This window comes from Nonomuraea sp. IBHARD001, from assembly GCF_056106265.1.
This window is the reverse complement of the sequence record NZ_JBWBBW010000002.1, coordinates 6211052-6224155: the sequence shown is the minus strand read 5'-3', so window position 1 is coordinate 6224155 and position 13104 is coordinate 6211052. Positions and strand designations below refer to the sequence as shown.

The 13104-nt window shown below is 72.3% G+C and carries 10 protein-coding genes; 7 read left to right on the top strand and 3 right to left on the bottom strand.

The window, feature by feature from the left end; translation table 11 throughout:
- Positions 1 to 6: 6 nt before the first annotated feature.
- A complete protein-coding gene (locus tag ACTWNK_RS30340) occupies positions 7 to 1008 on the top strand; it encodes an enolase C-terminal domain-like protein (RefSeq protein WP_474308073.1) in 1002 nt (333 codons plus the stop codon).
- Between the two features lie 10 nt (positions 1009 to 1018).
- On the opposite strand, the gene ACTWNK_RS30335 is transcribed toward ACTWNK_RS30340, so the two are convergent.
- Positions 1019 to 1534 carry a GNAT family N-acetyltransferase gene (locus ACTWNK_RS30335; protein ID WP_474308071.1) on the bottom strand — a complete coding sequence of 172 codons (516 nt, stop codon included), beginning with the start codon at positions 1532 to 1534 and terminating at the stop codon, positions 1019 to 1021.
- A gap of 74 nt (positions 1535 to 1608) precedes the next feature.
- Here ACTWNK_RS30335 and ACTWNK_RS30330 point away from each other — a divergent pair, with 74 nt between their 5' ends.
- Entirely contained in the window at positions 1609 to 2964 is a 1356-nt protein-coding gene (locus ACTWNK_RS30330; RefSeq protein ID WP_474308069.1) for a hypothetical protein, read from the top strand.
- Here the strand turns inward: ACTWNK_RS30330 and ACTWNK_RS30325 are convergent.
- Positions 2961 to 4406, bottom strand: a complete 1446-nt coding sequence (locus tag ACTWNK_RS30325; protein WP_474308067.1) for an LCP family protein — start codon at positions 4404 to 4406, stop codon at positions 2961 to 2963. The two genes, ACTWNK_RS30330 and ACTWNK_RS30325, sit on opposite strands and share 4 nt — an antisense overlap.
- Positions 4407 to 4536: 130 nt before the next feature.
- On the opposite strand from ACTWNK_RS30325, the gene ACTWNK_RS30320 reads away from it, so the two are divergent.
- Positions 4537 to 5418, top strand: a complete 882-nt coding sequence (locus tag ACTWNK_RS30320) for an enoyl-CoA hydratase-related protein (RefSeq protein WP_474308065.1) — start codon at positions 4537 to 4539, stop codon at positions 5416 to 5418.
- A gap of 5 nt (positions 5419 to 5423) precedes the next feature.
- A complete protein-coding gene (locus tag ACTWNK_RS30315) occupies positions 5424 to 6341 on the top strand; it encodes an alpha/beta hydrolase (RefSeq protein WP_474308063.1) in 918 nt (305 codons plus the stop codon).
- A gap of 21 nt (positions 6342 to 6362) precedes the next feature.
- Here the strand turns inward: ACTWNK_RS30315 and ACTWNK_RS30310 are convergent, their stop codons facing one another.
- Positions 6363 to 7853: an alpha/beta hydrolase family protein gene (locus ACTWNK_RS30310; protein ID WP_474308061.1), complete on the bottom strand. Its 1491-nt coding sequence runs from the start codon at positions 7851 to 7853 to the stop codon at positions 6363 to 6365.
- A 107-nt stretch (positions 7854 to 7960) separates the two neighbouring features.
- Between ACTWNK_RS30310 and ACTWNK_RS30305 the strand changes: the two genes are divergently transcribed.
- The 3 genes from ACTWNK_RS30305 (at position 7961) to ACTWNK_RS30295 (ending at position 13084) form a co-directional block, all read left to right on the top strand.
- Entirely contained in the window at positions 7961 to 9085 is a 1125-nt protein-coding gene (locus ACTWNK_RS30305; RefSeq protein ID WP_474308059.1) for an exonuclease SbcCD subunit D, read from the top strand.
- Entirely contained in the window at positions 9086 to 12601 is a 3516-nt protein-coding gene (locus ACTWNK_RS30300) for an AAA family ATPase (protein WP_474308057.1), read from the top strand. It abuts the gene before it with no gap.
- 117 nt (positions 12602 to 12718) lie between these two features.
- The gene (locus ACTWNK_RS30295) at positions 12719 to 13084 is read left to right on the top strand and encodes a VOC family protein (RefSeq protein WP_474308055.1); all 366 of its coding nucleotides are present in this window, start codon (positions 12719 to 12721) and stop codon (positions 13082 to 13084) included.
- Positions 13085 to 13104: the final 20 nt, after the last annotated feature.

Here is a 13104-nt window from a genome sequence, read left to right as displayed (position 1 = left end):
TGCTCCATGCCGCGCGTGCGAGAGTTCGAGGCCTTCCGGCTGGTCCTGCCGTACGGCAGGCGGCCGGAGAGCGTTCTCCTCCGGCTGACCGACCACGGCGGGATGACCGGCTGGGGGGAGATCGTGGAGCCCCGGCCGAAGGTGTGGGAGACGCTGCAGGAGAGCCTCGCCGCCGAGATCATCGGCGTCGACTGGGAGCACCCCGACACGGTCAAGGCCGGGCCGGTCGTCGACATGGCCTGCTGGGACCTGTGGACCAGGATGCGCGGCGTCCCGCTCGCCCACGCACTCGGCGGCAGCCGTACCTCTCTCATGGCCACCGTGCGGCTCATCCCCGACGGGTCGATCGAGTCGCTGGTGGCGCGGGTCAACCAGCAGATCTGCGGCGGCTACGCGCATGTCACGATCGACGTGCGGCCGGGCTGGGACGTCGAGCCGCTGCGGGCCGTGCGGCAGGCCTATCCGGCGTTGTCCGTCTCGGTGGACGCCGGGGAGTCCTACACCGATCCCGACCAGCTCGCCGCGCTCGACGGCTACGGGCTTGAGCTCATCGAGCGGCCTTTCGCCGTCGGCGACGTCCACGCCCATGCCGAGCTGCAGGACCGCGTCGGCGCCTCGGTCGCGGTCGAGGTGTGCTCACCGGCCGAGCTCGACGACTACGTCACCGTGCGCGCAGCCCGCGCGCTGCTGCTGCGGCCCTCGCGGTTCGGGTCGCTGAGCGACGTACGGCGGGCGCACGACCGGGCCGTGGCCGCCGGGTGGGACATCGTCTGCGCCGGAGGCAGCGGCGCCGGTCTGGCCAGGGCCGCCGCGGTCGCCGTCGCCAGCCTGCCGGGCTGCACCCTGCCCTGCGACGTCAGCCAGCCGCCGCGCGCCGCCCAGATCGTCACCCCGCCGGTCGGCGCCAACGGCGGCGTGGTCGCGGTGCCGCTGACCCAGCCAGGACTCGGGCACACGATCGACGAGGCCACGGTCAGACGGCTGGCCAAGGACTCCTTCGCCGGGTGAGGCCCGGCGCTCACCGGTCGCCGAGCAGCGCCCAGCGCTCGTGGTCGCGCCAGGCGCCGTCGATGTGCAGCAGCGCGGGCGAGAACCCCTCCAGCCGGAAGCCGAGGCGCTTGACCAGGTTCTTGGACGGCTCGTTGCCCGGCTGGATGTTGGCTTCGAGGCGGTGCAGGCCCATCACGCCGAAGGCCTGCTCGACGACCAGGCCGAGCCCCTCGCTCATGCAGCCCTTGCCCGCGCTCGGCGCGAACGCCCCGTAGCCGAGCGAGCCGTTCCTGAAGTTGCCGCGCACGATGTTGTTCACATTGACGTACCCCGCGATCGTGGCGCCCTCGCACACCAGGAAGCCCATGTTCTCGGCCGAGTCGAAGCGGCGGAGATAGGTGAGGAAGTCCTCCTCGTCGGTCGGCGGGAACAGCCACGGGCGGTGCAGTTCGACGCTCGCCCTGGCCAGGGCGGTGAACTGCCGGGCGTCCTCGGCCGTCGGCCGGCGCAGGTGCACGCGGGGACCCTGGGCGATGATCTTCACAGGGAAAGCCTATGCGTGCCTTGCCGGTGATGTCGGATGACCTCTAGATTCGCCCGGGACCATAGGAGGCCCCGATGACGAACCGGCCGAGCACGCTGCGGGTCGTTCTGCTGGTGCTGCGCTGGAATCCGCGCCACCTTGCGCACGTGCTGCCCTTCCCCACGCGGTTCGCACTCCGGCATCTGGTGACCCTCGTCGTGATCGCCGCCTTCCTCGGTGGCGTCCTGTGGTGGTGGCCTTCGGACCAGATCGTGATCCTGGTGACCGTGGGCGCCGTCATGGTCGGCGCGGCCCTGGTGCCCGCGGTCCTTCGCGACGGGCGCGCTCGCCAGTCGGTGCTGCTCGACCTGAACGAGCATCCGCGCCTGGCGGCCGTGGTCGCCGACGTCGAACGGCTGACCGGGGTCAAGCGGCTGCGCGTCCAGGTCAGCCCGATGCCCCGTCTCGCCTACCTGATGCGCGGCCCGCGCGGCACCGATCTGCACATCGGCCTGCCGCACCTCATCGGCATGGAGACTGACGAACTGCGGGCGATGTGGGTGAGCCTGATGGTGGCCAGACAGGACTGGACCCGCACCGAACGCCTGACCTGGTCCCTATACGGCTTCGCCGTCGGCTCGGGCTCACACGGCAGGCCGGTGGCGATGGACGAGCGGGTGCTGCGGACCGTTCGGGAGCTCAACCGGTCCATGTACGAGAAGGCGGCCAGGCTCGCGGGCCGCGAGAACATGATCGCGGCGCTCATCCGCGACATGGAGGTGACGGCCGTCTGGGACTGGTACCTGCAGCAGTACGTCCTGCCGCACCTCCCGCCCCGGCGCCGTGTGATCGACCTGTACGAAGGGCTCCGCGCGCTGACACCGACGGCGGGCCAGTTCAGGACCACGACGCTCGCCTTCCAGGCCAGGGTGGGCGACACCACCCAGGCCGAGATCGAGGACCTCGGCGGCAGCGCGGAGATGCCGCTGCCCGAGGTCAAGGACCCGGTGCTGACCGGCCTGCCCGAGCGCGTGGAGCGGCGACTGGGCCTGGCCCTCTACAACATGCTGTTCCGCGAGGCCGGGATACTGCCCCAGAGCGACACGGCGGTCCGCCTCGACGAGCAGACCTCCGATTTGTGGCGCTACCTGGAGCAGGCCACCTGGGAGCAGGTGCTGGGCGTCGCGGCCGAACTGCGCGGCCCGGGGGCGGGCCTGGCCGAGGTCAAGGAGTTGATCGCCGCGGGCGAGGCCGAGCGCCTGGCCGCACGGCACCGGGGCGCGCCCTGTCCGCACCCCGCCCCCGAGGTCTGCGTCCTGCGCCCCTACGTCGCCCTGACCCTGCGCGACGCCGGTTACGTCAACGCCACCCCGTACGACACCCACCTGCTGCGCGGCCCCGACGGACAGGTGAAGGACACGGTGGCGCTGGCACTGGAGCTGGCACGCTAGACGCCCGTGCAGCCGTCGGTGAGGCCCTTGACCGGGTTCTGCGACGCGGTGGGCCTGGGGGAGTGGGTGGCGCCTGCGGAAGGGGAGAGGGACGGGGACGCGGTGGGGCTGGCGGCGGCCAGGGGGGTCTTGACGCGGGTGGAGGCGGTGATGGCCTTCGCGGTGATGGTGCGGATCTTGTTCCAGTCCGGATAGCCGGTGTTGATCAACGGCGGTACGAACTGCACGCTGGTCACCTTGGCGTTCTTGACCTTGAGGGCCAGCGGCACCAGGTGGGTCAGCATGTCGCGCGGGATGTCGGTCTTGAGGAGTTCCTTGGTCGCCAGGGCGATCCGGTTGAACCTGGTCAGCACGGTCGCGGGATCGGCCTGGGAGAGCAGGGCGCCGAGCACGCAGCGCTGTCGGTGCATACGGGTGTAGTCATCGCTGAACGTACGCGAACGGGCGTACCACATGGCGTCCGCGCCCTTGAGCTTGCGCGTGCCCGCCTTGACCAGGCCCTCGTTGTACTTGCCGAACACGACGTCCTGCTCGACGGTCAGCTCGATGCCGCCGATCGCGTCGATGAGCCGGGCGAAGCCCCACATGTTGACCAGGGCATACCAGTCGACCTTGAGGCCGAGCGTGTAGCCGATCGTCTCGGCCAGAACCCTGGCGCCCTGTTTGTGCCTGCCGCCGAACACCTCGGGATGGGCGTCGGCCCACTCCCACACGCCGAACAGCAGGTCGCTGCGCCCGCCGCCGGGGTCGGCCGGCAGCCTGAAGCCGTCGGGGAAGCGTGCGGCCATGGGTGATCCCGGGACGAAGCGTACGTTCTCCAGGTTGCGCGGGAGGCTGAGCAGGACGGTGTTGCCGCTCTTGGCGTCGATGCTGGCCAGGTTGATGCTGTCGGTGCGGACGCCGGGCCTGTGGGTGTCGGCGTCGCCGCCGAGCAGCAGGATGTTGACCCGGTCGCGCCCCTCCCAGGGGTCCTCCGGCTTGCGTACCGGCTGGGTGATGTCGGGCGGGTTGTCGAAGATCTCGTCGATCATCCGGTTGGAGATCCAGACGTACTGGGTGACCAGCGCGAACGGGGCCATCACCGCGACCGAGAGCACCCCGGCGAGCACCCCGGTGAGGATCTGCCACCCCTGCTCCAACCGGCCGGGCCCCATGATCACGAACGAGTGCACGACCATCGCGAACCAGCCCAGGCCGAGGACGGCCGAGGCGACCAGGATGACGGCCAGGCGGCCGGGCGCGACCAGCTCTCCCACCAGGCCGCCGTCGGCGCCGAGCACGAGCCAGAGCAGGCCGAGCAGGAGCACGGCGTAGAGCGACACCAGCACCAGCCCGGTGCGGCGCCATCCGGCCCGCAGATGCGCCGCGCCGGGAACGAGGGCTGACAGCGCGGTCCATCCCAGGACGGAGCCCGCCCTGTCCGGTTTTGTCCTAGGTTCCACGCCATCCCCGTTCCCCGAATGACCTGCTATAGGCCGACATCGAGCCGGGATCATACTGATTCATCCCGAATTTCTAGCCCATCAGAGGGTGAACAACGCGCGAACCCGGGCACCGAATAGCATTCGGCCCATGGCCTACTCACACATCGACTACGCGGTGGCCGACGGGATCGCGACCATCACATTGAACCGCCCCGAGCGCCTCAACGCCTTCACCTTCACGATGCGCGAGGAGCTGATCGCGGCTTTCGACCGATCGGACCGCGACGACGAGGTACGCGTCGTAGTCGTCACCGGGGCAGGCCGGGCATTCTGCGCGGGGGCCGACCTCCAGGGCGGAGGCGACACCTTCAACCATGACAAGAGCGGCGAGATGTACGGCGACGCCGACACCGTGGACGGCTCGCCCCGCGACGGCGGCGGTACCGTCGCCCTGCGCATCGCCGCATCCCTCAAACCGGTCATCGGCGCCATCAACGGGCCCGCCGTCGGCGTCGGCGTCACGATGACCCTGCCGATGGACGTGCGCCTGGCCGCCGACACCGCCAGGTTCGGCTTCGTCTTCGCCCGCAGGGGCATCGTCACCGAGGCCGCGTCCAGCTGGTTCCTGCCCCGCCTCGTCGGCATCGCCCAGGCCATGGAGTGGGCCGTCACCGGACGCCTCTTCCCCGCGGCCGAGGCGCTCGCCGGAGGGCTGGTCTCGCGCGTCCTGCCCCCGGAGGAGCTGCTGCCCGCCGCCTACGCGCTGGCCAGGGAGATCGCCGACAACACCTCGGCCGTCTCGGTCGCGGCGATCAGGCGGCTCATGTGGTCCGGCCTGTCGGCGTCGTCGCCGTGGGAGGCGCACGCGGCCGACTCCCGTCTGATGACCGCGCTCGGCGCCGCGCCGGACGCGGCCGAGGGCATCACCTCCTTCCTGGACAAACGCGCGCCCGTCTTCCCGATGAAGGTAGGCGGCGACCTGCCGGACAGCGTGCCTTCGTGGCCCGTCAACCCGTACGACGTAGCGTGAAGGTCATGTACGAGACCACCGTCATCCCGCTGGAGGACGACTTCGAGGGCGAGGTCGTCGCCACCCTGCTCACCCGCAGGGCCGCCACGCCCTCGCGCGCGGCGGTGCTCTATCTGCACGGCTTCACCGACTACTTCTTCCAGGACCACCTGGCCGAGCACTTCGTCGCCAAGGGCGTCGACTTCTACGCCCTGGACCTGCGCAAGTACGGCAGGTCGCTGCTGGCGCACCAGACGCGCGGCCTGATCTCCAGCGTCACCGAGTACTTCGCCGAGATCGACGCCGCCGTCGCCATCATCCGCCGCGACCACGACACCCTGGTGATCGACGCCCACTCCACCGGCGGCCTGGTCGCGGCGCTGTGGGCCGACCGGGTGCGGGGCAAGGGCCGGGTGCAGGGCCTCGTGCTCAACAGCCCCTTCCTCGACCTCAACGTCCCCACCCCGCTGCGCCTGGCCGCCGACCTGCTGCGCGGCCCCCTGTCACGAGCCGCGCCCGCCCGCACGCTCCCGCTCGGCATGGCCTCGGCGTACGGCAGGAGCATCCACCGCGAGCACGACGGCGAATGGGACTTCGACCTGGAGCTCAAGCCGCTCGGCGGGTTCGACGTGCACGCGGTGTGGCTGGCGGCCGTCCGCAGGGCGCAGCGACGGCTGCACAAGGGCCTGGCCGTCGACGTGCCCGTCCTGGTGCTCGCCGCCGAGACCGGCCTGCGTATGCGCGACTTCAGCCCCGAGGCCAAGTCGGCCGATGTCGTGCTGGACCCGCGGCAGATCGCCCGCTGGTCGACCTCGATCGGGCCGCACGTCACCTGTGTCCGCATTCCGGGCGGCATCCACGACCTGGTGCTGTCGGCCGAGCCCGCACGCAAGCGCGTCTTCGACGAGATGGACCGGTGGAGCGCGGCCTACGTCGAGCGTTGAGCGCCCTGCCAGGGGAGCGCCCTACCAGGGGAAGGCGAACAGGCCGTAGTAGGCCGCCGCCACCAGGAGCAGGCCGGTGCCGCCCAGCACGCCCGCGACCGCGACGTGCTGCCAGCGGCTCGGCCGCAGCCCCTCACGCAACGCCGACACCACCGCGGCCACGGCCGTCACCTCCTGCAGCAGCATGAGGATGGCCAGCACCCGCACGACCAGCCACCCGGCCAGCACCGCGGGCCAGGCGCCCGCCTGGTTCACCGAGAACATCACCAGCACCACGATGAACGCCATCACCGAGGCCAGTAAGGCCACGCCGGTCCAGGCCATGCGGTGCAGCCGCTTCCTGATCGGCGGCCAGAGCCTGCGATTGGCCTCACCGGGAGGGCGCCTGCCGCGCAGCCGTACGACGAGTTCGGCCACCGGGCCCGCCACATAGCCGACGGCGGCCAGGCAGATGGCCAGGCCGAGCACCGTGCCTCCGGCGTACCAGGGGGCGACCGGCACGTCCGCGGCCTGGAAGCGCTGCACGGGGGTCGCGCCCGCCAGATGCAGCTCGGGCTCGGCCGTGCCGGGCAGGCCCTTGATCCAGTTGCCCATCGTCTCCAGGTAGCCGGGCGCGAAGGGGCCGCCGTGTATGCGCATCGCGTGGTCGGCCCTGGCCAGGAAGCGGATGGTGTAGTCGGTGTTGCCCGCGGCCCGCAGCCCGCTGGTCAGCGCCTGGGTGCTCTCCACGAACGGGATCGAGGGATCGGTCGTGCCGTAGAGCGCGAGGACCGGCTGCTTGATCTGCTGCAGCGCCGGGGTGGCGTCGTAGCGCAGGAAGTCGAAGCCGATGCCGCCCATGGCCCTGGTCAGCAGGTCGCGTACGCCGATCGGCGCGTGCAGCCTCAGCAGCTGCTCGTTGAGCGCCCACGCCACCTGGCGCAGCGGCGAGACGTTGGGCGAGGACACCAGGACGGCGAACCCGACGTCCGTGCTCTTGGCCAGGGCGATCGGCACCACCCAGCCGCCCTCGCTGACCCCCCACAGCCCGGTGCGGGTCTCGTCGACGTCCGCCCTGGCCCGCAGGACGCGCACCATGCGCAGGGCGTCGTCGGCCAGCAGCGAGAAGTCCCTGCTACGGAAGTCGTAGCCGACCGAGCGCTTGTCGAACGCCAGCGTCACCACGCCGATCCGCGCCAGCCACTCGGCCTGCGGCGTGAACTCGTCACGCGAGCCGTTGCCCGATCCCGAGACGAACACCATCGCCGGATGCGGCCCAGGCGTCAGCGGCGAGCGGATCGTGCCGTGCAGCTTCTGGCCCTCGGCCTGGACCGTGACCTGCTCCTCACGGAACCCGGAAGCGGCCGGGATCGGCGCGAGCTCGGCCGCGGGCTGCGGCGCTATCGACTGGAAGGTGTCGTGCGCGGGCAGCGGCGGCGGGTCGAATGCGGGGGGCAGCGCGTAGCCGACCGTCGCGAGGGCCAGCAACACCAGGCCCGCGGCCACGCTCAGAGTGCCTCGGCCAGCGCGCATCGCCCCGTCCATGTGTGTCTGTGTGCCCACCGATCTTCCAGCCTACTCGTCGTGTCAGTGGCCAGAGGGGCCACATTTGTCGGTGGGAGCTGTTAGCTTCCTGCGACATGCGCGTCCTGCACACCTCCGATTGGCATCTAGGCCGATCATTTCACCGCGAAAGCCTCATAGAGCCGCAAGCGGTTTTCATCGACCACCTGGTCGAGACGGTCAGGAGCGAGCGGGTCGACGTCGTGACCGTCGCCGGAGACGTCTACGACCGGGCGCTGCCGTCCGTCGACGCCGTCTCCCTGTGCAACGACGCCCTGCGCCGCCTCGTCGCCGAAGGCGTCAGGATCGTGATGATCAGCGGCAACCACGACTCGGCGCGGCGGCTCGGCTTCGGCGCCGACCTGATGGCGGCGGGCGGCGTGCACCTGCGCACCGATCCCGACCTGGCCTGGCAGCCGGTGCTCGTCGACGGCGTCGCCTTCTACGGTATTCCGTACCTTGAGCCCGAGCTCGTCCGGGGGCCGTGGGAGCTGGCCGAGCGCACCCACAGCGCCGCCGTCGCCCACGCCATGGACAGGATCCGCCGCGACGTCGCGGCCCGCGGGCTGCCCTCGCTCGTCCTGGCCCACGTGTTCGTCACCGGCGGGCAGGCCAGCGAGAGCGAGCGCGACATCAGTGTGGGCGGCATCGCACACGTGCCGCTGAGCACGTTCGACGGCGTCGACTATGTCGCACTCGGGCATCTGCACGGCAGGCAGCGCATGAGCGAGAGCGTGCGTTACTCCGGCTCGCCGCTGGCCTACTCCTTCTCCGAGGTCGGCCAGGTCAAGGGCTCGTGGCTGGTGGAGCTGTCCGAGGCCGGTTTCCGGGGCGCCGAGTTCGTCGCCGCCCCCGTGCCCAGGCCGATCGGCCGTCTGCGCGACACCCTGGACGAGCTGCTCGGCGCCGAGCGTTACGAAGGCTACGCCGAGCACTGGCTGCAGATCGTGCTGACCGATGCGGTTCGCCCGAAAGCGGCGATGGAGCGACTCAGGACGCGATTTCCCCATACGCTGGCCCTCTCCTTCGACCCGCAAGGGGCCGAGGCGCCGGTCGCCGGGGCGAGGATCACCGGCAGGCCCGAGATCGAGGTCGCCCTCGACTTCGTCCGCGAGGTACGCGGCGAGGCGGCGGACGAGCCGGAGCGTGACCTGCTCAGGCAGGCGGTCGAGTTCGCGAGGATCAAGGAGGCGATGGCGTAGATGCGCCCGCACAGGCTGGTGCTCACGGCGTTCGGGTCCTTTCCCGGCACCGAGAGCGTCGACTTCGACGCACTCGCCGAATCCGGCCTCTTCCTCGTGCACGGTCCCACCGGCGCGGGCAAGACCACGATCCTCGACGCCCTGTGCTTCGCCCTCTACGGCCAGGTGCCCGGCCAGCGCGGCAGCGCCCGCAGCCTGCGCTGCGACCACGCCGCCCCCGGTCAGGGCCCTGCCGTCACCCTTGAGGTGACGATCAGAGGCCGCCTGCTGCGCATCCAGCGCTCACCCGCCTGGCTGCGCCCCAAACTGCGCGGCACCGGCGTCACCGAGGAGAAGGCCAAGGTCGTCGTCGAGGAGCGCACCGGCTCCGCCTGGCACGGCCTGACCACCAGGTCGGACGAGGCCGGAGACCTCGTGGGGCAGCTCCTCGGCATGAACGCCGACCAGTTCTGCCAGGTCGCGATGTTGCCGCAGGGGGAGTTCGCCCGTTTCCTGCGCTCCGACGGCGAGGACCGGCGCAAGCTGCTGGAGCGGCTGTTCACCGTCAAGGTGTTCACCCAGGCGGAGGCCTGGCTGGCCGAACGCCGCAAGCAGACCTGGCGCGAGCAGCAGGAACAACGCCAGGAGGTGGACTTCGCCGTCCAACGCCTGGAGGAGGCGGCGGGGGAGGAGCTGACCGCACTGGTGGCGGGGGGCCTGGAAGCACCGGAGAGTGCGCCCGATCCCGGTTCGGGCGGGAGTGAGCGTGCCGTGCCTGCGCCCGATCCCGAGACGGAGCCGCTGGCGTGGGCCGGGGCGTTGCAGGTGGCGGCCCGTGCGGTCGCGGCGCGTGTCGAGCAGCGGGTCGCGGCGGCCGGCCTGGTGGCGAAGGAGGCGCGGGCCGGGCTCGACGCCGCCGTCGCCCTGGCCGATCGCCGACGCCGCCATGCCGACGCGCTCGCCGTACTCCACATGCTCGAGGAACGGGCCGAAGAGCGGGCCGACCTGGCCGTCATCCTCGACGAGGCGAACCGGGCCGAGACCGTCATGCCGCTGGCCGCCCATGCCGCCCAGCGCGCCGAGGCCGTCGCCAAGGCCCGCGACCTGGCCGCCGACGCCGTCGCCAGAGCCCGACCCTTGCTCACCTCCGCCGAGCACGACGGCCTCGGCGACCTGGCCGCCGACCGGCTGCTCACCCTGGAGCGCGAACGGCGCAGCGAGGTGGCCAGGCTCTCCGGCCTGCTCACCGAGGAGGCCAGGCTCTCGGTCGTCCACCACGACCTGCGCAGGCTGGAGGAGGAGCTGACCGCCTTCCTCGCCGACGACGCCGCGACCGCCGCCAGGCTCGACGCGCTGCCCGCGCTCCTGGAGGCCGCCGAAGGCCGTCTCGACGCCGCCAGGGTGGACGCCGCTCGCGTACCCGTGCTGGAGTCGGTCAGGTCGACCGCAGCCGACTGGCTGGCCGTCGAACGCGACCTCACCGGGCTCGACGCCGAACTCGGCCGCCTGGCCGGGCGCGAGGCCTTCGCCGCCGACGCCGCGGCCGAGCTGCCCGCCCTGCTGGCCGAGGCCGCCGCCCGCCTGACCGAGGCCCGCGCCCAGGCCGCCCGGGTGCCCGCCGCCCAGGCCGCACGCGACGCCGCCGTGCTGCGCCTGCTGGCCGCCCAGCGGCGCGACGCCCTCGCGGGCGCGCTCACCGCCGCCCGGGCGAGCGCCCAGGACGCGGTCGCCACCGCCCTGGGCCTGCGCGAGGCCTGGCTGGACGTACGGCAGGCACGCATCGACGGCATGGCGGCCGAGCTGGCCACCAGGCTGGCCGACGGTGAGCCGTGCGCGGTCTGCGGCTCTCCCGACCACCCCGCCCCCGCCGCGCCCGCCCGGAGCGCCCCCTCGCCCGAGGACGAGCAGGCCGCCGAGCGCGCCTTCGACCGCGCCCACACCCTGCGCGAGAGCGCCGAGCGCGAGGTCGCCACGCTGAGCTCCCGGCTGGAGGAGGCGACGACGGCCTCGGCCGGACTGACGGCGTCGCAGGCCGAGGAGGAGGTGGCGGCCGCCGAGGCGGAGCTCGGCCTGGCGCAGGGCGCGGCCGAGCACGAGCCGGGCGCCGCCGCCGAGATGGAACGGCTGCAGGCGGCACGCGAAAGGGCGCTGGCCGAGTCACGGGAGATCGGCGAGCTGCTGGCCGGGCATCGCACCCGCCGTACCCAGCTGCATGCCGAGCGCGACCGCCTGGTGCAGCGACTGGACGAGGCGGGCGCCACGGCCACCGACACCGGCGCGCTGTCGGTGCTGGGCCGGGTGGACGAGGAGCTGACCGGCCTGCGGGCATCGGCGGCACGTGAGCCCGCGTCGCAGCGGCAGGTGGCCGAGCTCACCACCGAACGGCGCGGCCTGGAGGAGCGCGCCCGCCAGATCGCCGCGAGGCTCGCCTCCTGCCGCACGCGCAAGGAGGAGCTGTCGGGCGACGCCGGACGCCTGACCGAACGGCTCGACGAGGCCAGAGGCGGCGACGTCACCCTGACGGCCAGGCTGGGCAGACTGGCCGACGAGGCCGACCTGTTCAGGGAGGCGCACGACGCCACGCAGGCGGCGGGCGCCGCGGCGCAGGAGCACGACAGGGCCGTGGCATCGGCGCTGCGTGCCGCGCTGGAGGCCGGGTTCACCGGTGTGCAGGACGCGCACGCCGCCGTACGTCCGCCGCAGGAGCGGGCGCAGCGCGCCGAACGGCTGCGCGACCTGGACGCCAGGCAGGCGGCGGCCGAGCGGGCGCTGGCCGACCCCGAGCTGGTCGACGCCTCGGCCAGGCCCGCACCCGACATCGAGGCGCTCGAAGCCGCCTGCGAGGAGGCCGAGCAGGCGCACACCGCGCTCGCCTCCGAACGCGACGGAGCCGCCAGACGGCAGCGCAGGCTGGAGGAGCTCAACGCCGAACTCGGCGGCAGGCTGGCCGCCTGGCAGCCTTCGGCCGACCGCCATCGCCTGACCGAACGGCTCGCCGCGCTGGCCAGCGGCACGTCGAGCGACAACCAGTGGAGCATGAGCCTGTCGTCCTACGTCCTCGGCGAGCGCCTGCGCCAGGTCGTCGACGCGGCCAACGCCAGGCTCGACCACATGTCGGCCGGGCGCTACCGGCTGCGCCACGACCTGCGCAAGACCGCGGGCGCGCGCGGCAGGGCGGGAGGCGGCCTCGGGCTGCTCATGCTCGACGGCTGGACCGGCGTCGACCGCGATCCCGCCACCCTGTCCGGCGGCGAGAGCTTCATCACCTCACTCGCCCTGGCGCTCGGCCTGGCCGACGTCGTCACCCAGGAGGCGGGAGGCGCCGAGCTCGGCACGCTGTTCGTGGACGAGGGCTTCGGCACGCTGGACGAGGACACCCTCGACGGCGTGCTCGACATCCTGGACGACCTGCGCGACGGCGGCAGGGCCGTGGGCATCGTGAGTCACGTCGCCGAACTCCGTACTCGTATTCCCACGCAGCTCAAGGTCACCAAGACGCGCACCGGTTCCAGCCTGGCCGTCATCGCCCGGGTCTGACGCCGGGCAAGGTACAGGCAGGTATGCGCAACGCGTCTCGCAGGCTCGGCGAGGATGCGAGGATCATTCACGGCGGCACCGGCGTCGCCGCAATCGAACAACGGGGGAATCGGGCGTATGTTGACCATCGGACAGGTCGTGCTGGGCGTGGAGGACCTGGAGAGGGCCACACACTTCTGGACGAAGGCCCTGGGCTACGTACCCCGCCAGGAATGGGACGGCTGGACGGTCCTGCACCCCGAGAACGGCGACGGCGTCCCCCTCGCACTCGGCGTCAGCCGCTCCGAGATCCAGCCCAAGCCCCGCGTCCACCTCGACCTGTTCGCCACCGACGCGGCGGAGCAGGCGGCCGAGGTGGACCGGCTGCTGGCCCTGGGCGCGGAGCGCGTGGCCTGGGACTCCTATCCGGAGGACCCGGACTTCATCGTGCTGGCCGACCCCGAGGGGAACAGGTTCTGCGTGATCGACCTGAGCCACGGGTAGGCGGGGCGCGGGGTCGGGGG